This window comes from Ferrimonas futtsuensis DSM 18154, from assembly GCF_000422645.1.
Lineage (GTDB): Bacteria > Pseudomonadota > Gammaproteobacteria > Enterobacterales > Shewanellaceae > Ferrimonas > Ferrimonas futtsuensis.
This window is the reverse complement of sequence record NZ_AUGL01000008.1, coordinates 125,987-145,114: the sequence shown is the minus strand read 5'-3', so window position 1 is coordinate 145,114 and position 19,128 is coordinate 125,987. Positions and strand designations below refer to the sequence as shown.

Sequence of the window (19,128 nt, the reverse complement as noted above, 5' to 3'; positions counted from 1 at the left end):
CTCAGATGCGGGCCGCAATCTCCTTGGCTACGTCCGTGGGGCATCCCAGAGACTCGGCAGCAGAGCTCAGCAGAGAGCGCTTCTTGCCGGTGTTGTTGTTGGTGGTCACCCAGTAGAGGCTGTCGCCAATCTGCTTGGGGTTGGCACTCTTACTGGCGGAGAGCAGCTCGTCTTTGCTGGTGGCAAAATAGAGACGGTCACGGCCGCGAATCTCCAGCACGGAGACAAAGGCTTCTGGCTGCTGACGATAGAGGGCGTCCAGCAGATAGAGGAAGCGGCCAACGGCGCCCTTCTGCTTCTCCAGCAGGGCATCGTCCAACAGCTCATTGAACTGGCCGGCCTCGGCCACTCGGGAACGAACTTCCACCTGCGCCTTAGGCGCTTCAACGACGGCTTCACCGGACTCCAGTCCGGGCTGGCTTACATGCTTGGGCTTAGGGGCCTCTGCCGCGGTACCGGGCAGGTCCAAAAGACGGCGCAAGATGTCAGACGCACTCTCGCCGATACGCTGAGTGTTGCTGGCAATATGACTGTAAAGTTCGTCGTCGATTTCGATGTATTTCATGGGCTTTCCAATCGCCGGGGTTCAAGTCGTCACGCATTATAAACACACCTGGGGAGATCAGACCAAGCCACCGATTGCTTTTTGCCGTTGCCATCCGCACAATTTGCGCCATCAAACTTTAGGGCATGTAGATCTTTACTGAATACTTTTGCGCCAGCACCTGGCCTCTGTGACATCAATAAGATCGAAGTTTGCCCTGAACTGGGTTGCCTCCAAGCGGATTGGAGCGCCCTTTCGGGGCTGGCCTGACGACAACCACTCTGCGTTGTTCGATATTGACGTAGAGCAGTACCAACACAATTTGATATCTGCGAGCTCAGTTGAAATAAAACGGGCTTCAGGCAAGGCAGCCAATCAAAGCTCTAGTGGTTCTAAAGCGAGATTGGCAAACGCAGCATGAAGTCCGTTTTAATCAACCCGCAGGGAAGTTGCCCTGAGCGTTGACTCTGTGTTGTGACTCTTTAGAAGGGCAATACCATTCCTTCAGAGTCACGCCTTGATTCATCACTCATGGCAACTTCTGAGCGACACAGCTACCACATTGGGTTGGTACCTTGCCTGCAATCGAACGCCTTAATTGGTTGCCGTCATTCTCAGCCAAAAGTTCACCATCAAAGATCAACACACCCTAGGAATCAGGATGTCATGTTGAATTTTATTGACCAGGGCAGCGGGCCGGCGGTGGTATTGGTCCACGGTTTATTCGGCAGCGCAGACAACCTGGGGCGCCTGGGACAGACCCTGTTGGAGCACCATTGGAGGGTGATCCGGGTGGATCTCCCCAATCACGGCGACTCCCCAAAGGGCCAGTCCATGGTGTTGTCCGATATGGCGGACGAGCTGGAGTCCCTTCGCCAGCAACTGGGGCTGGAGCAATGGGCCCTGGTGGGCCACTCCTTGGGTGGCAAAGTCGCCATGACCTACGCCCAGAGCCACCCGAACCGGGTATTGGCCCTGGCGGTGGCGGACATCGCGCCCAACGGCTATCGCACCAACCGCCACCAGAGCATTCTGGCCACCCTGACCCAGCTGGAGAATCAGCCCGGGCTGACCCGGAAGATGGCTCAGCAGGCCTTTATGGACGCGGGCATCGAAACCGGCACCACCGCATTTCTGATGAAAAGCCTGAAGCCGGAGAAACAGGGCAGTTACGACTGGCAGCTGGATATCGGCGCCATCGTTCACTACTACCCAGAGATCATCGGCCCGGTACCAGAGCTTCCTCCCTACTCGGGCCCGGTACTGTTTTTGAAGGGTGAGCTGTCGGAATACCTGCTGCCGGAACACCGCGACGAGATTGTCCGCCGCTTCCCCGCCTCCAAGGCACGGGTGATCACCGGCACCGGTCATTGGCTGCATGCGGAAAAGCCGGAGCAATTTAATCGTCACGTGGCCCAATTTCTCGCGTCACACAGGAACTAGAGGGCATCGGCTGCTGTGCTAATCCACACAGGAAAGGCGTTCTAACGCCCAGGTGGTTGTGCTATAGTAGCCCGCCGGTTTCGCCAGGATGGTAAATAGATGTTAGTCAGTGATGTAGCACAGCTCGAAGCAGTAGGATTGAACCTCTTTTTTGCAGCGGTGTTTTTCCTGATAGGAATGTCGATCCGGGACGTATTAAATCGAGGCGATGTCCCTGCGTTTGGTCGCTACATCGTCTGGTTGGTTCTCTTCCTCGGCTGTGCCGGCTTTATCGCCAAAGGCATTATTCAGCTGGTATGGGAAGGGAGCGGAGTAGGTTGAGCAGCGACTTTGCATGGCAGTAGAAAAAACCGATAGAACCACCATGGATCTGTTCGCCACCGAAAGGCGGCGCGGCAGACCCAAGACCAACCCCTTGCCTCGTAAAGAGCAACTGCGCGTCAACAAGCGAAATCAGATTCAGCGAGACCGCTCGCAGGGGTTGAAACGTATTGAACTAAAAGTGTCGGATGCACTCTATAATGCGTTGAATGAGCAGGCGATGACCGACAACGTCAGCCGCAGTCAACTGATTGAGTCCATCCTACTCGAACAGTTTCAACAAGTTGGTAAGGCTCAGGATTAACTCCTGACCTAAGTCAGTGAAAAGATAGGTAGATAAATGGCAAGTGTAGGTCTGTTTTTTGGCAGTGACACCGGCAACACCGAAGCCGTGGCCAAGATGATCCAGAAGAAACTGGGCGGAATGTGCGACGTTAAAGACATCGCCAAGAGCACCAAGGAAGAGATTGATGAGTTCAGCCTGCTGCTGTTCGGCATCCCCACCTGGTACTACGGCGAAGCCCAGTGCGATTGGGATGATTTCTTCCCCGAACTGGAGCAGATCGACTTCACCGACAAGCTGGTGGCCATCTTCGGCTGCGGCGATCAGGAAGATTACGCCGAGTACTTCCTGGATGCCATGGGCATGGTGGGTGACATCGTTCGCGACCGTGGCGGCATCATCGTCGGTCATACCTCCACTGAGGGCTTCGAGTTCGAAGCCTCCAAGGCGCTGGTAGACGACAACACCTTTGTCGGTCTGGGCATCGACGAAGATCGTCAGCCTGAGCTGACCGAAGCCCGTGTTGACGCCTGGGTAAAGCAGATCTACGAAGAGATGTGCCTGGCCGAGTTGGCCTAAGCCCCCAGAGCTTTGCAAAAAAGCGGACCCTACCGGGTCCGTTTTTTTATGGGCCTTAGCTAAGACCTGCGCCCATCAAAACAATCAGGCGGCTTGATCCTGCTTGTTGGCGTATACCTTGCGTACATAGAGGGTTCGGTGCAGACGACACACCACCTCTCCCCGGGCGTCGATCACCTCCACCACAAACTCCGGGTGGTACTTGGAGCCACACTCGGTGGCCTCGCGAATCCTGGCCAGCTGCTCCTCGCTGACGCGAAACTCCGCGGTCAGATTACCCTTGCCGGGTTTGATGAAGTCGATGGACGCAGCCTTATCCCACACCCGGTAGCCACGGCCCAGTTTGCCCATCAGCAACAGGGCATAGATGGGGTCGGTCATGGAGAACAGGCTGCCACCAAAGTGGCTGCGATTGATGTTGCGGTTCCAGGGGCGCTCCTTCAGCGCCACCCGGCAGTAGCTGTAATCCGGCTCCAGGTGTTCCAGCTTGATGCTGCTGAACAGAAAGGGGGGCCAGAGGTTGATCAGGCGGCGAAAAGCGGCCGCAGAAAAAGGGATAGCCATGAGTCTCCGTACTGGTATGACCTGTTGTTAAGAGGGTGTTATAGCCCACGGCGAACAAAAAGTCATCTGTAGATTCAATATTTGAAATCAGCAGATAAGTGAGGCTTGAAAGCCGCTCACCTCTCTCTCCTGCCTCAGCCCAACCACATCACCAGTGATTTCCACTGCACATTTCATCCAGCAAGCCGAATGACGCCGACAAACCAATAAATCCAAGGCTTTTCACCACCAGCATATTTCGCTATGGTGAGCCTCCAGACACTGTTTTTCACCCCCCACCAGAGGTTCCGTGGTATGCATCCCATCCTAAAATCCGACAAGCTCAGTACCGTCTGCTACGACATTCGCGGTCCGGTGGCACGGGAAGCGAAGCGCTTGGAGGAGGAGGGTCACCGGGTCCTCAAGCTCAACATTGGCAACCCCGCCCCCTTCGGCTTCGAAGCCCCGGAGGAGATTGTCCGCGACGTCATTCACAACCTGCCGGAAAGCCAGGGCTATTGTGATGCCAAGGGACTGTTTTCCGCCCGTAAGGCGGTGGTGCACTATTTTCAGCAGATGGGGATCAAGGACGTGGATGTGGACGACGTCTACATCGGCAACGGCGTCTCCGAGTTGATTGTGATGGCGATGCAGGGCCTGCTGAATAACGGCGACGAAGTGCTGGTCCCTGCCCCGGACTACCCCCTGTGGACCGCGGCAGTGCACCTGGCCGGGGGCAACGCCCGCCACTATCGCTGTGACGAGGAAGCCGACTGGTTCCCGGATCTCGATGATGTGCGCGCCAAGATCACCCCGCGCACCCGGGCCATGGTGCTGATCAACCCCAACAACCCCACCGGTGCCGTCTACAGCAAGGAGATCCTGCTGGGGATGCTGGAGATCGCCCGTGAACACAATCTGGTGGTGTTCTCCGACGAGATCTACGACAAGATCCTCTACGATGGTGCCGAACACATCCCCACCTGCACCCTGGCCGATGACCTGTTTATCATCACCATGAACGGCCTCTCCAAGGTGTATCGCGCCGCCGGTTTCCGCGCTGGCTGGATGGTCCTCTCCGGGGACAAAGGGCGGGCCAAGAGTTACATCGAAGGACTGGAGATGCTGGCTTCCATGCGCCTGTGTGCCAACGTCCCGGTGCAGCACGCCATCCAGACCGCTCTGGGAGGCTATCAGAGCGTCAATGAGCTGATCATTCCCGGAGGCCGCCTCTATGAGCAGCGCCAGCTGACCGTGGATCGGCTGAACGCCATCGACGGCGTCACCTGCAAGATGCCCAAGGGCGCCATGTACGCCTTCCCCAGGTTGGATGTGAAAAAATTCAACCTGATGGACGACGAGAAACTGGTGCTGGACCTGCTGATGCAGGAGAAGATCCTGCTGGTACAGGGTACCGCCTTCAACTGGCCGGAGCCGGATCACCTGAGGTTTGTGTTCCTGCCCCACATCGAGGACCTGGAGAAGGCCCTGGATAAATTTGAGCAGTTCCTGAGCCGCTACCGCCAGTAGTTCAGCCTGGATGCAACCTAAGCGCCCCTGACCGGGCGCTTTTTGTTTGCCCCCTTAGTCAGCGAGCGCGTTTCCTGTCCCCCTCCCCTTTGTTATGCTCAGTCGATGAACCTCCACAGGAAGTGTCCATGAGTTATAAGTTTTTGAACCTGGCCCTGCGCCAACGCCTGCTCAAACGCTGGAGCCTGATGTACTCCATGCAGCCGGAATCTGTGCTGGAGCACTCCGCGGTTGTCGGCATCCTCAGTTTCCTGGTGGGCAAAATTGCCCAGCAAAATGGCCGCGATCTGGATCTGTCCAAAATGCTGTCCCACGCCCTGCTCCACGACATCTCCGAAACCATCACCGGCGACGTGGTTACCCCGGTGAAGCGCTCCTCCGACACCCTCTACAACGAATTCAAGGCATTGGAGCGCACCGCAGAGCAGAAGATTCTCAACACCACCCCGCCCGACCTCCATCAGGCCATCGAGGAAGCCTTTAACCCGGGCGGGATTGAGCAGGAGCTGGTGAAGGCCTGTGACATCTACTCCGCCTACCTCAAGTGCCGGTTGGAAGTGGCCTTTGGCAACTCGGTGGAGTTTGGCGATGCCCTGGCACGAATGGAGGACGCGGTGGAGGAGGTGTGCAACAACTACCCAGAATTAACCACCCTGCATCAGTGGTTTGGCGAGGACAGCGACTGTTCGGTGGATCACCTGATCACCTCCAGCAAACCGTAGACAACAGCAGGAAACGACAGAATGTTGGCGGCGTCATCCTTTTGACGTCTTTTCCTTTTAGAATCAACCATTAAGCATATAGCCAAACGGTCTAGAATCACCCCGGCCAACCCGTGTATCTCTCTTATACTTTCCCTACCCATGCGGTCATTATTCTGATTCACAGGGGAGGGCACCCTCTCTGACTGCGCGAATGGGTGTCTGATCGGGACAGGTTCCCCATCAACAGACACCCGACGCTCTCCCCTGTGCTCAGGGCCACCGCATTCATTGGCAATCAAGGAGGAGAGCCTATCGAAACCACACCCAAAACAACGGTCAGCTACCGGCCTCTGCCCCGGTCACGACCGGTTTCCGGCGGATCAGCGGAAACACCCACCTTATGCGCACCTGTGCCTGATCCAGATTGACCCAGCCTTAATTTTGCCCCGCACCCGCGGGGTCTTTTTCCTTCGAGCGGCGCACCTGCTCGATGGCTTCACACAGCTGGGCCATCCCTTTGACAATTCGCGGGCCGGTGCGATGCAACCAGTCACTGTTCACCGACAGGATCTGACCATTGGCCACCGCCGGGATCTCCGGCCAACTCTGCCAACGCTCGGTACTGTTCTCGCCCAGACCATGGTTGGTGGGCACAAGGATCCCTTGCGGCGCGGCCGCCACCACCTGCTCAACACTCACCTGGGGATACTCCGCCAAACTGTCGGCGAACAGGTTCACCCCACCACAATCGCTGATCAGGCCATCCATCCAGCTGCTGGAAGCGGTCATCAGAGGCTCGGACCACAGCTGGTAGAACACCGGCACCGGCGAGCGCCCCTGGTAGGCCGACTTCAGCCTGGCATACTCTGTCGAGAAACGGCTGGCCGCCTTGGTCCCCTGCTCCGTGTGGCCGGTCAACTCTCCGAGGCGGGCCAGCAGTGGTGCAATATCCGCCACTCGAGTGACACTGGTATCAATAACATTGAACCCCAGCTCCTTTAGGCGGGTCACAAAGTGCATGGAGGTATCGCTGATTCCAAGCACCACCAGATCAGGCTGCAGCGCCATCAGGGCTTCGAAGTCCATCTGGTTGTGATGACCCACCCGCCGAATGGACCGGGCGGCGTCGGGATAATCGGCGTACTCCACCGTGGCGACAATCTGCGCACCGGCGCCCACCTCGAACAGCAACTCAACCGAATGGGGCGTCAGCGCCGCGATGGTGGGCTGTTTTGCCAGGGCTGGCACGGTCAAAAACACCAGGGAAAGGGCAAAAAGGCGACGCAGCATGGTTCCGTCCAACAATAAGCTTGATACACTGGCGGCTACTCTAGCAGAGGCCCTGAGCCTTGGCTAACGAGCCAAATGATAATAATTCTCATTGACATCATTTGTCCCGCCGCTAGACTTGTATCACTACTGAAACATATCGGGTTGAATCACAGGAGTTCTCAATGTGTGAGCAACACGCCACCCCAGTCGGGTCCACCGTTATCACCACCTTCAAGGGCAAACGCAAGCTGTGGGAGCTCAACTCCAAGCTGCTGTGTCCGGTGATCGGCACCTGCCTGACCACCATAGAGATCCGCAAGTTGGTGGAGAAAGTGGCCGACAAGCAAGCCGCTCGCAACAGCGACTACTGGCTGCACACCTGGGTGGTCTCCAACTGTGATGACAAGAACCGCCTCTCCATGGCGGTACAGAAGCACCTGGACCGCAAGTTTTCCGCCGCCACAAAGCGCTTTGGTCAGATAAAGGACCGGGAACAGCTCAAGCAGGCCTGGAAGGAACACATCGACCGGGGGGCCGCCGCCGAAGGCCTGTGGGCCCTGCTGACCCACCCACTGTGCGACATCCCCACCCAGGATATGGCCTACGAAACCATCCATATGCTCTCCCACCAGGTGGGGGCGGGCGAACGGGCGGATCTCAAACGGCTGCACGCCCTGGAGAAGGAGGTGGCCGATCTGAAGCGCAACCTGGAGCGCAGCCAGCAGAAAGCCGCCCAGAGTCTGGCCAATAAAGAGAGCCAGATGATCAACCAGCAGCGGGAGATCACCCTGCTCAAGGCGGAGAACCACAAGCTTCAGCAACAGCTGCAACAGGCCACCACCAAGCCGGGGGACAACCTGGAGCAGGTGATCCAGCTCAAGAGTGAACTGACCAGTGCCCAGGCATCCGCCCAGGCCCTGGCCCGTCAGAAGGACGCCTGGCAACAGAAGCTGGAGCAGACCGAAGCCCAGGTGATCACCCTCACCCAGCAACTGACCCGCAAGCAGGAGGAGACCATCGCCCTGGAGGGGATGGTCAGCCAGAGTCTCTCCCCCTGCGGAGGCTGTGGCCCGGAAAAGGGAGGGTGCACCGACTGCACCAAGGTGCCGGATCTCAAAGGCCAGAAGATTCTGGTGGTGGGCGGCTTGCACCGTATGGTGGATCAATACAAGGCACTGGTGGAACGCTGCCAGGGCGACTTCAGTCACCACGATGGCGGCGTCGAGGACAGCCGCAAGCGCCTGGACGCCCTGCTGTGGAGCGCCGATGCGGTGATCTGTGCCACCGACTGCATCAGCCACGACGCCTACTACCGACTGAAAAAATTCTGTAAGCAGCAGGGCAAACGTCACCTGTTTGTGCCCTCCTCCAGCTTGTCCACCATCGCCAAGGCCCTCTCCGATGTGGCCAACGACAGCGGCTGCATCGCCTTCGGTACCCAGGATGCCTCGTAACAAGCCGTTGATTAGTTTATAGAGTTAGTCAAAACTAAGGGGAGAACATACAGAGGAAGCCAGATATGCAGTATTCCGACTCGATGGCGCGCCGGTTCGAAGAGTCCAAACAGCGCCAGGACGATCAACGCTCCCCTCTGCAGCGGGACAAGGCCCGCATCATGCACTCCGCCGCCTTCCGCCGGCTGCAGGCCAAGACCCAGGTGCTGGGTGTGGGGATGAACGACTTCTACCGCACCCGGCTGACCCACTCCCTGGAAGCCGCCCAGATAGGCACCGGCATCGCCGCCCAACTGCGCCGGGCCCATCCGCAGCACGCCGACCTCATCGGCAGTGACCACCTGATTGAATCCCTGTGTCTGGCCCACGACCTGGGGCACCCGCCCTATGGGCACGGTGGCGAAGTGGCACTCAACTACATGATGCGCAACCACGGCGGTTTCGAGGGCAACGGACAGACCTTCCGTATTCTGGCCAGGCTGGAGCCCTACACCGAATCCTTCGGTATGAACCTGACCCGACGCACCCTGCTGGGCGTGCTGAAATACCCGGTGCTGCTCTCCAGCCTGGGCGGACATCTGGAGGAGGCCCACAGCGGCAACTTCCGCCAGCTCAAGGCTGACGAGTGGGCTCCTGGCAAGGGGATCTTCGATGATGACGCAGAGATCCTCGACTGGGTACTGGCGCCACTGGGCGACAAGGACAAAGACCTGGTCACCCAGACCCGTCCCGGTCCCAGCGGTCGCCCGCGCTCTCTCTACCGCTCACTGGATGCCTCCATCATGGAGATGGCCGACGACATCGCCTACTCGGTCCACGATCTGGAGGACGCCATCGTCATGGGGATCGTCTCCTACGGCAGCTGGCGCCAAAAAGTGGCCGAGCCGATCAAGGCCATCGGCGACAACTACCTGGCCCAGCGCATCGAGGCCATCGGCGAGAAGCTGTTTTCCGACGAGCATCACCAGCGCAAAGACGCCATCGGCACCCTGGTCAACGCCTTCGTCACCCATATCCGCATCGAGACGCAGGGAGAATTTGACTCGCCGCTGCTGGCCTACCACGCGGTGATGGAGCCCGGCTTCGATACCTGCCTCAACCAGCTCAAGCGCTTCGTCTTCGAATGCGTTATCCGCAAACCGGAAGTGCAGATCCTTGAGTACAAGGGGCAGCAGGTGGTGATGGAGCTGTTTGAAGCCTTCGCCTCAGACCCGCTGAGGCTGCTTCCCAAATCCACCCAGAAACGCTGGCAGGCCGCCCAGGATGCAGGCCACAGCGGCCACCGAGTGATCGCCGACTACATCTCCGGCATGACCGACGAGTTTGCCGCCCGCCTGCACCAGAACCTGTTTACCCCCAAGATGGGAAATCTGGCGGAGTTGCACTCGCCGTTCTAGACCATTTTTTGCTAGCCCGGCCCGCTGGCTGCCAGTCCAAAAGCTGGTATACTGCGGGCCAGCCCCCCACACAGAAACTGGAGATTTTGATGATTGTGCCAACCACCCACCCGGTAAAGGCCACCAAGTAGAGACCCAACAGCAACCGTCTCCGCTTCCCCCTCCTTTGCCCGGTGTTCTGTAACCGGGAACCGGTCGACCACGACCACACAGGTTTCCAACACTTCTCTGTTTAGTGCACACAGAGTCGACTCTGTATGCCTAGGGAAACCCAATGAGTACACACATCTCTCTCTTACACCTGGGGTGGCAACCCTGCTTTCAACAACAGCTGAACCTGGACGAGTTCGAATTGGCTCATCCCGCCCGGGTCATCGCCCATCACCGCAGTGAGTACCAGCTACTGAGTGAGCGGGGCAAGCATACCCTGGCACTCACTCCCTCGCTGCCACAGATGACCCCGGGGGACTGGCTGCTGCTGGACAACCAGGGGCAATTGCTGCGCCTGCTGGAGCGCAAGTCCCTGTTCAGCCGTAAGGCCCCCGGCAGCAAGCTGGGGCAACAGCTGATCGCCGCCAACATCGACACCCTGTTTGTGGTCTGCTCCCTCAATCAGGACTTCAACCTGAGTCGGATTGAGCGCTACCTGGCCCTGGCTCACGAAGCCGGTGTCGACCCCGTGGTGGTGCTGACCAAGGCGGACCTGTGCGACGACGCCGAAGAGAAGCGGCGCCAGGTGCAGCAACTGGACCCGCTGCTGATGGTGGAATCGGTCAACGCCCTGGAGAGCGACAGCTGCCAGTCTCTACTGACCTGGTGTCGCCCAGGTCAGACCCTGTCGGTGCTGGGCTCCTCAGGCGTGGGCAAGTCCACCCTGATCAACACCCTGCTGGGCAGCGATGCACAGCAGACCGGCGGCATCCGCGAGGACGACAGCAAGGGCAGGCACACCACCACCGCCCGCTCCATGCACCTGCTGCCATCCGGTGGGGTGATCATCGATACCCCGGGAATGCGCGAGCTGCAACTGGCAGAGTGTGAGCAGGGAGTGCGGCGCACTTTCGCCGACATCGACGCCCTGGCCCAGGAGTGCCGTTTCAGCGACTGCCAGCATGGCAGTGAACCCGGCTGTGCCGTCCAGCAGGCCATCGACCAGGGTCAGTTGGAGCCCAGACGTCTCGGCAACTACCTCAAGCTGCAGTCCGAGCAGGCCAGAAACGCCGCCTCCCTGCAGCAGCTTCGCGCCCAGGACAAGGAGTTCGGCAAGATGGTGAAATCCGTCGGCACCGCCTCCAGGCGAATGAAGAAGGGTTACTGACCGTTCACCACCAAGAGCATAAAAGCCAGGCGCGACGCCTGGCTTTTCTTTTTCAAAGTTTGGCTTCAATCCTCTGAAAAATCTCTGTAAATTCCCCAAACAAGCCCCTCTAACCACCAGGATCCTCAAGGTGAGTGACGACAAGATCTACAAGTTTCACAAGACCCTCCATGCCCAGAGCAAGCTGATGGGCATCGACCGCCTCTACGCCAGGGTCGACGACGCCTTCCAGCAAAGCCGCGGCCACAGCGTCAAGAAGAGCACCTTCCACAACAAGATCAATCCGGACAGAGAGGCCCATAAGCTCAATGTGGATGAGTTCATCCTGGTGCTGATGGCCCTCAAGGAGGAGAATCAGCACGCACCGGTGCTCGATGATCTGCTCTCCCTCTACGGCATGCGACTGGAGTACCTCAAGAGTGACGGGGAGCAGGAGCACGACTACAAATCCTTCATGGAGGATTGGATGGGGCTCAATAAGGAGCACGGTGATGTGCAGGTGGCCCTCACCTCGGCCCTCAGTGACTACAAGATCTCCGAAAACGAACTCAACGGCATCAAAGTGGAACTGTCCGAGCATATTCAGGCGCTGACTCAGCTGCGCCAGGCCCTGGACAGCGTCTGCGGCAAACGCCTCGATTAGCCCGTCACCCCGCCCTGAGGTCGCTCCCCCCTGGGGTGACCGGCCTTCCCCTTAACACCACCCCACCTGGGATCACCGAGAAAAGCGCCCGCTTTTCTCGTAGATGCTTTGTGGCGACTTCCTTAGATTCAACCCAACGAAACAATAACTTAGGGCCATGCCCCGTTGAATCGACACAAGGAAGCCATATGCACTCTATGACCCAATCCACGACGCGACGCCACCTGCTCGCCCTGAGCCTGGTGGGGATGCTCTCCGCCTGCGGCGGCTCCGACTCCGACAGCAGTCCAGCCCCCCAGCCAGAGGTCAATCTGATTCCTGTGGCACAACTGGACGGCCCGGCCTCGACCACCGAGCGCGCCGATGTGCTGCTCAGCGCCGAAGCCTCCAGCGACGCCGATGGCGGCATCGTCAGCTACCAATGGCAGCTGAATCTGGGCGGCTATGACCAAGGCCAGATCTCACTGCTTCCCAATGGCGAGACCGCCACCCTCAGGGTGGGTGAACTGGCCGAGGATACCGAAATTGAAATAGCCATCACCGTGGTGGATGACCAGGGCGCCAAAGACCAACACGCCCTCCTCCTCACCTTGGAGGAGCTGGACAAAGACAAGCTGCCACAGATGCCTGACGATCCCGATCAGGAGGTCGCCGGGGTGGACGCAGACAGTGACGGCGTTCGGGACGATGTGGAGATCAAGATTCTCGAGCTCTACCCCCTCTCCCGGCCAGAGCGGGAACTGGCTCGCATGGGCGCCGCCAAATACGCCGAAGTGATCGCTTCCGGCACCGAAGGGGATGACGTCAAACAGACCCTGGCCGCCAACGAGCTGGCCAAGATGAGCGCCTGCTTCGTGAATGAGTACGGCATGGAGGCCAGCCAGAAGGCCGCCGTCATTCGGGCGCTGATGCTCAATACCCGTGAGCGCCAGCAGGCCTATGACGCCTTCGACCGCTCCCGCAGCGGCACCGTGGGCAACAGCTATGACCCCGCCAACCTCGACTGCCAACTGCCTCAGGAGTAAGGAGACCATGACGATGAAGCACAGCACCATTGCACTGGGGATCCTCAGCGCCCTGACTCTGGCCCCTGCCGCCGAGGCCAGCCTGAGTGGTTGCACCTTTCCGGATCAGGGCAGCAAGCAGACCCAGGTCTACTTTGCCAACGGCATCAACACCAAGTACGCCGACGCCCTGATCGCCAGCGATACCTTGCGCAGGGAATACAAGGGTCCACTGGAAGCGCTGGAGGAGAACAGCGCCTATCAGTTCTTCCCGGCCTACAACCTCAGCCAGGGGTTTACCACGGATGTGATTCAGGTGTTCCAGCAAAAAATGCATGAGGATCCGGACGGCAGCATCGCCTACATGGTGTACGACATGCTGCAGGCGGGCCTGACCAACGACGCCATTCGCCAGACCGTGGCCATCGCCGTGACCGACGGCTACCTGCTGGCCGCCGCCCTGACCGATGAACTGCTCGACGAGTTGGCCGACACCATGGCGCAGATCTCCGCCGACGCCATGAAGGATCTGAACCGGGTCAACGACCTTCACAGCGGCCTGTACGCCGATGCCATGCTCAACGGCAAGCGGGTACTGATTGTCGCCCACAGCCAGGGCAACCTGTTTACCAACACCTCGGTTGCCCGGGTGATCGACATGCTGCCAAATCACAGGCAGAGCATCGGCTACTTTGGGGTGGCCTCACCGGCGGCGGAGACCGTCAACGGCGCCAGCTATGTCACCGCCGACGATGACCGGGTGATTCAGTTGCTGAGGGTGACCGAGACCGTGCTGCCCGCCAACATAGACAACGATCCTGGCGTACTGAATGACCACAGGGACTTCCTCAACCACGGCTTCCTGGAGAGCTATCTGGACGGCAGGCTGAAATCCCGTGAACGCATCGACAGCGGCATCCTGCAGCTGGCCAACAGCCTGGAGTATCCCGAACTCATCGCCGGGGAAGGCGCCATTCGCGCCACCCTTACCTGGGGAGACCAGCCCGATGTGGACCTGCATGTGTTTGAGCCCGGCGGCGCCCATGTGTACTACCGCAACCCACAGGGCAACGACGGTACCCTGGATGTGGATGACACCAATGGCTTTGGCCCGGAGAACTACTATGTGGCCTGCAATGACGTCAGCGAAGGCAGCTATCGAGTGGGCGTGAACTACTTCAATGGCCGTGGGCCGGAAACCGCCAGCGTCACCCTCTACCTGGGCAACGGCACCACCTTCGGCCCGCGCCAGATAAGCCTGATCGATGACAGGGGCAGCGCCGGAAACGATGCCCCCAACAGCGCCTTCACCCTGACAGTCAGCGACGATGGTCAGGGCAATGCCCTCTACTCAGTGGAGTAAGCGCCTGATAGCGCATCTCATTAAGAGAGGCTGCGGCCTCTCTTCGCTTCTTCCTCTCCAACACCGCCGTCGCCTGGCCGATTAAAGCCGGGGTAAACGGCAAACCGCGCCAGTCAAAACTATAGTTATTTCCAAGTTGCTCCAGATAGCCTGACCATCACATACAGCCATCCCAATCCGGGCACAACAATCAACCCTGGCCAAACCTGAGACATGACCAGAACAACGGACTCAGACCAACGCTATCAGGCCATCTTCCATCAGGCGGCGGTGGGCATCGCTCGCATCGCACCCGATGGCATGTGGCTTGAGGTCAACGAGAAGATGTGCCAGATCCTCGGCTACTCCGAAGAGGAGCTGCTGCGCCTCAGCTTCAGTGATGTCACCCATCCGGACGATCTCGAGATCAACCTGCAGCTCCAGCAGCAGGCGCTCGCCGGCGACACCCAGTCCTACACCATGGACAAGCGCTACATCCAGAAATCCGGCAATGTCGTCTGGGTCTCCCTGACTGCCTCGCTGGTACGCGGCCCCAATGGCACCCCCAAGTACTTTGCGGTGGTGATTCAGGACACCACCGAACTTCACCGCATACGAGATGACCTGCAGAGGAAAGAGGCTCACTACCGCCAGACCCTCAAGGTCACCAACACAGGCTCCTGGGAGTTTGACCTTATCACCGACGAGGTGTTCTGGTCCGAGAAGATGGAGCAGATCTGGGGCATGCCGCGGGGCAGTTTCGACGGCAAACTGGAGACTGTCGCCGCCTCCATCCACCCGGAGGATCTGCCGGCCTGGCGTGAAGATGTCAGGGCCTGCATCGAGGATGGCAAGGAGCACAACCTGGAGTATCGGCTGTTGCTGGCCGACGGCAGCGTACGCTGGATGCACACCATAGGCGACGCCGAACGGGACGAACGGGGCCGGGCCATTCTGATGCGCGGCCTGACCATGGACATCACCGAGCGCAAGCATCATCAACAGGCACTGAAGGACAGCGAAGCCCGGCTGCAGGTGGCCGGACAGGTGGCCTATGACCTCATCTACGAATGGGATGTGGCCACCGACAAATTGCAATGGTTCGGCAACATCGATGGCTTCCTTGGCTTCAAGCCGGGCGAGATCTCAGAGAACATCGAGGCCTGGCTCAACCTGATTCACGAAGAGGACCGTCAGGCACTGAGTGATGCGGTGGAGCTGCACCGGGTCTCCACCCAGGAGCTCAACTACGAGTACCGCATCCGCGCCAAAGATGGCAGCTATCAGTACTGGAGTGACCGCGCCCTGCCCATCATCGACGGCACTGGTCGGCCCCATCGCTGGATAGGGGTGTGCCGCAACATCACCAAATTCAAGGAGCAGCAACTCGAACTGGAGCGCATCGCCCATTACGACAACCTCACCAACCTGCCCAACCGGGCGCTGCTGCTGGACCGACTGCAACAGGCCCTGGCCTACGCCCAGCGACACTCCACCCAGTTTGCCGTGGTGTTTATGGACCTGGACGGCTTCAAGCAGATCAACGATGAGCACGGCCACGATGTGGGTGACAAGGTCCTGGTGCAGGTTGCCTCGAACCTGCTGACCGCCATCCGCGGGGAGGACACCATAGCCCGTCTCGGCGGTGATGAGTTCGTGGCGATCCTCAATGACTTCCCTCCTCTGGATGAAGGGAAAGCCTTGCTCGACCGCCTGCTGATCGCCGCCGCCACCCCGATCCGGGTGAACTCTCACTCCTTGAGCGTGTCCACCAGCATCGGGGTCACCCTCTATCCCCAGCGGTCGGAAACTACGGTGGAACAGCTGCTGCGCCAGTCCGACCAGGCGATGTACCTCAGTAAGCTGGCCGGAAAAAACCGCTACAGCTTCTACGACCACGAACACGCCGATAACCTGGGCAAACACCACAAGGCGGTGCAGCGCATCGCCCAGGCCCTGCAACGTGACGAGTTCATTCTCCATTACCAACCCAAGGTCAACATGGCCCGGGGAACCTTGATTGGGGTCGAGGCGCTGCTGCGCTGGCAACATCCGGAGCGGGGCCTGCTGGAACCCAATCACTTCCTGCCCCTGGTGCACGAACACTCGGTCTATGCCCAGATTGGCGAATGGGTGATCAATGAGGCGATGAAGCAACTGGAGATCTGGCAGAGTCAGGGGTTCTCCACCCCAATCAGCATCAACATCGGTGCCCGGCAGCTGCAATCGCCGGACTTCATCAAACTGATCGAGTCCATCAAGGCCCGTCATCAGTCGGTCACCACAGACTCCATCGAATTCGAGATTCTCGAGACCAACGCCATTCGTAAGATTGATGAGGTCTCCAAGGTGATGCAGTCCTGCCAGCAGATGGGGATTCGCTTCGCCCTGGACGATTTTGGCACCGGCTACTCCACCCTCTCCTACCTCAAGCAGCTGCCCGCCACCCAGCTCAAGGTGGACCGCAGCTTCATTCGCGACATCATGCAGGATCCGGTGGATCTGGCCATCGTCCAGAGCATACTGGCGATGTCCCTGGCCTTCCGCCAGCAGGTGATTGCCGAGGGCATCACCTCGGAAGAGCATGGCAAGCTGCTGCTTTGGCTGGGCTGCGAACACGCACAGGGCTTTTTCATCGCCCAACCCATGTCCGGTGGCGAGATCCCCGACTGGCTGGCCAACTGGACGCCCCCCGCCAGCTGGTTGAGCACCCGCTCACTGGATCCAACCCGGCTCTCCATCGTCATCTCCATGGTGGAGATCCGCTCCTGGTACAACGAGCTGCAGTGGTTCCTTGAGGATAGGCGCCCCCATCCGCCCGCTCTGGGAGGCCATGACTGCCGCTTCGGCCAGTGGCTGCTCGGTGAGGCCAAGCAGCTGTACGCCGGTCACGCCGACTACCAGTCTCTGGAACACCACTATGCGGAGCTGCAGCGCTACGCCAACCAGGTGAATGACGCCAGACACAAGGGCCAGAGCGCCCGACTCGACGCCGCCCTGCAAAGCCTGACCAACACCAAGGAGATACTGCTGAGCCAGTTGAGCAGCATGGTGAGGTAAGCCCATAAAAAATGCCAGTCAGCGGCACTGACTGGCATTGAAACTTGGCTATGGTGGCGGTCAGGCGGCCTGAGTCTGCTTGGCGGGGACCGGAGTGCGAATCAGGTAATCGAACGCCCCCAGGCTGGCCTTGGCCCCCTCGCCCATGGCGATGATGATCTGCTTGTAGGGCACGGTGGTCACGTCACCGGCGGCAAACACCCCCGCCAGGCTGGTGGCACCGTGGGCATCCACCTCAACCTCACCGCGCTGGGACAGGACCACCTTGCTGTCCTTCAACCATTCGCTGTTGGGCACCAGGCCAATCTGAACGAAGATCCCCGCCAGCGCCAGCCGGTGCAGCTCTCCGCTGCTGCGGTCCTGGTACTCCAGACCGGTGACCCGAGTGCCGTCGCCCAGTACCCGAGTGGTCTGGGCCAGGGTGATGATGTCGATGTTGGCGGTGGCATTGGCCTTATCGATCAGCACCTGGTCGGCTCTCAGGGTATCGGCAAACTCCAGCACAGTGACATGGTCGACGATGCCGGCCAAATCGATGGCCGCTTCGATGCCGGAGTTACCTCCGCCGATCACCGCAGTCCGCTTGCCCTTGAACAGCGGACCGTCGCAGTGGGGGCAGTAGGCCACTCCCTTATTGCGGTACTCCTGCTCACCGGGCACCTTCATCTCACGCCAGCGGGCTCCTGTGCTGGTGATGACGCTGCGGGCCCTGAGCACCGCGCCGCTCTCCAGCTCCACATGGATGTAGCCGTCACCGCTCTCCTCGGCGCCGACAAGATTGGCCGCACGCTGCTCGGTGATGATCTCCACCCCGTACTCCTTGACGTGCTCCTCCAGACTGGCCACCAGTTTCGGGCCTGTGGTGGCCTTGACCGAGATGAAGTTCTCGATGGCCATGGTGTCCTGCACCTGACCGCCGAAGCGCTCGGCCACCACCCCGGTCCGAATGCCCTTACGGGCCGCGTAGATGGCGGCGGAAGAGCCTGCAGGTCCGCCGCCCACCACCAGCACATCGAAGGGCGGCTGCTGGTTGAGCCTGGCCGCCTGCTTCTCGGCAGCGCCGCTGTCCACCTTGCCGAGGATCTCCGTCAGGGACATACGCCCCTGCCCGAAGAGCTCGCCGTTCACGAACACACTGGGTACCGCCAGGATGTCGCGGGACTTCACCTCGTCCTGGAAGGCGGCGCCGTCGATCATGGTGACCGACACCAGCGGGTTAATGGCCGCCATCATGTTGAACGCCTGCACCACCTCGGGGCAGTTCTGGCAGGAGAGGGAGATAAAGATCTCCACCTTGAGCGGGGCATCCAGGGCCGCAATCTGTTCTATGGTCTGCGGCTCCAGCTTGATGGGATGACCACCGCTGTGCAGCAGCGCCAACACCAGGGAGGTAAACTCATGGCCCATGGGCAGACCGGCAAAGCCGATGGCGGTGCCCTTCTCCAGGTTCTCCACCAGCATCAATGGCTTGCGCTCGCTGTGGCGGTCATCCCGCACCACGCTGATGCGGTCACTGAGGGAGGCGATGTCCGCCGCCAGCGCCGCCAGCTTGCTGCCGGTGTCGCTGTCATCCAGGCTCAGGCGCAGCTGCACATCGGACTTCAGGTTGGACAAGTAAGAGTGTAATTGCTGCTTCATCGCGTGGTCTAACATGGTGGAACCTCAGAATTTCAGTGGTGGTCGATGATGGG

Annotated in this window: 17 protein-coding genes; 13 read left to right on the top strand and 4 right to left on the bottom strand. The window is 59.6% G+C overall.

Annotation, left to right across the window (positions count from 1 at the left end):
- Nucleotide 1: 1 nt before the first annotated feature.
- A complete protein-coding gene (gene seqA, locus G505_RS0106880; RefSeq protein ID WP_028108907.1) occupies nt 2-565 on the bottom strand; it encodes a replication initiation negative regulator SeqA in 564 nt (187 codons plus the stop codon).
- Nucleotides 566-1,210: 645 nt separating this feature from the next.
- Between seqA and G505_RS0106875 the strand changes: the two genes are divergently transcribed.
- The 4 genes from G505_RS0106875 (at nt 1,211) to fldA (ending at nt 3,170) form a co-directional block, all read left to right on the top strand.
- Nucleotides 1,211-1,987 (top strand): alpha/beta fold hydrolase, encoded by a 777-nt coding sequence (locus tag G505_RS0106875; RefSeq protein WP_051215945.1) that lies wholly within the window; start codon nt 1,211-1,213, stop codon nt 1,985-1,987.
- Nucleotides 1,988-2,086: 99 nt separating this feature from the next.
- Entirely contained in the window at nt 2,087-2,308 is a 222-nt protein-coding gene (locus G505_RS0106870) for a DUF2788 domain-containing protein (RefSeq protein WP_028108905.1), read from the top strand.
- Nucleotides 2,309-2,321: 13 nt separating this feature from the next.
- On the top strand, nt 2,322-2,612 hold the full coding sequence (ybfE, locus tag G505_RS0106865) for a LexA regulated protein (RefSeq protein WP_028108904.1): 291 nt from the start codon (nt 2,322-2,324) through the stop codon (nt 2,610-2,612).
- A 36-nt stretch (nt 2,613-2,648) separates the two neighbouring features.
- Nucleotides 2,649-3,170 (top strand): flavodoxin FldA, encoded by a 522-nt coding sequence (gene fldA / locus G505_RS0106860; RefSeq protein WP_028108903.1) that lies wholly within the window; start codon nt 2,649-2,651, stop codon nt 3,168-3,170.
- An 84-nt stretch (nt 3,171-3,254) separates the two neighbouring features.
- Here the strand turns inward: fldA and G505_RS0106855 are convergent, their stop codons facing one another.
- The gene (locus G505_RS0106855) at nt 3,255-3,734 is read right to left on the bottom strand and encodes a DUF4442 domain-containing protein (protein WP_028108902.1); all 480 of its coding nucleotides are present in this window, start codon (nt 3,732-3,734) and stop codon (nt 3,255-3,257) included.
- A gap of 294 nt (nt 3,735-4,028) precedes the next feature.
- Here G505_RS0106855 and G505_RS0106850 point away from each other — a divergent pair, with 294 nt between their 5' ends.
- Nucleotides 4,029-5,243, top strand: a complete 1,215-nt coding sequence (locus G505_RS0106850) for a pyridoxal phosphate-dependent aminotransferase (protein ID WP_028108901.1) — start codon at nt 4,029-4,031, stop codon at nt 5,241-5,243.
- A gap of 128 nt (nt 5,244-5,371) precedes the next feature.
- Nucleotides 5,372-5,965 carry a 5'-deoxynucleotidase gene (gene yfbR / locus G505_RS0106845; protein WP_035385148.1) on the top strand — a complete coding sequence of 198 codons (594 nt, stop codon included), beginning with the start codon at nt 5,372-5,374 and terminating at the stop codon, nt 5,963-5,965.
- Between the two features lie 417 nt (nt 5,966-6,382).
- Here the strand turns inward: yfbR and G505_RS0106840 are convergent, their stop codons facing one another.
- Entirely contained in the window at nt 6,383-7,237 is an 855-nt protein-coding gene (locus G505_RS0106840; RefSeq protein ID WP_028108899.1) for a cobalamin-binding protein, read from the bottom strand.
- A 164-nt stretch (nt 7,238-7,401) separates the two neighbouring features.
- Here G505_RS0106840 and G505_RS0106835 point away from each other — a divergent pair, with 164 nt between their 5' ends.
- The 7 genes from G505_RS0106835 to G505_RS22360 all read left to right on the top strand — a co-directional run bounded on the left by G505_RS0106835 (nt 7,402) and on the right by G505_RS22360 (nt 17,437).
- Nucleotides 7,402-8,673 (top strand): DUF2325 domain-containing protein, encoded by a 1,272-nt coding sequence (locus G505_RS0106835; RefSeq protein ID WP_028108898.1) that lies wholly within the window; start codon nt 7,402-7,404, stop codon nt 8,671-8,673.
- 65 nt (nt 8,674-8,738) lie between these two features.
- Nucleotides 8,739-10,070, top strand: coding sequence for an anti-phage deoxyguanosine triphosphatase (locus G505_RS0106830; RefSeq protein ID WP_028108897.1), 1,332 nt, complete (start codon nt 8,739-8,741; stop codon nt 10,068-10,070).
- A 274-nt stretch (nt 10,071-10,344) separates the two neighbouring features.
- Nucleotides 10,345-11,388 (top strand): ribosome small subunit-dependent GTPase A, encoded by a 1,044-nt coding sequence (gene rsgA, locus G505_RS0106825; protein ID WP_028108896.1) that lies wholly within the window; start codon nt 10,345-10,347, stop codon nt 11,386-11,388.
- A gap of 130 nt (nt 11,389-11,518) precedes the next feature.
- On the top strand, nt 11,519-12,031 hold the full coding sequence (locus G505_RS0106820; protein ID WP_028108895.1) for a phage regulatory CII family protein: 513 nt from the start codon (nt 11,519-11,521) through the stop codon (nt 12,029-12,031).
- A 188-nt stretch (nt 12,032-12,219) separates the two neighbouring features.
- A complete protein-coding gene (locus G505_RS0106815) occupies nt 12,220-13,056 on the top strand; it encodes a PKD domain-containing protein (RefSeq protein WP_051215944.1) in 837 nt (278 codons plus the stop codon).
- A gap of 13 nt (nt 13,057-13,069) precedes the next feature.
- Nucleotides 13,070-14,398, top strand: coding sequence for a YfaP family protein (locus G505_RS0106810; RefSeq protein WP_028108893.1), 1,329 nt, complete (start codon nt 13,070-13,072; stop codon nt 14,396-14,398).
- 213 nt (nt 14,399-14,611) lie between these two features.
- A complete protein-coding gene (locus tag G505_RS22360) occupies nt 14,612-17,437 on the top strand; it encodes an EAL domain-containing protein (protein ID WP_051215943.1) in 2,826 nt (941 codons plus the stop codon).
- Between the two features lie 60 nt (nt 17,438-17,497).
- Here G505_RS22360 and ahpF read toward each other — a convergent pair whose 3' ends face one another.
- A complete protein-coding gene (ahpF, locus tag G505_RS0106800) occupies nt 17,498-19,090 on the bottom strand; it encodes an alkyl hydroperoxide reductase subunit F (protein ID WP_028108892.1) in 1,593 nt (530 codons plus the stop codon).
- Nucleotides 19,091-19,128: the final 38 nt, after the last annotated feature.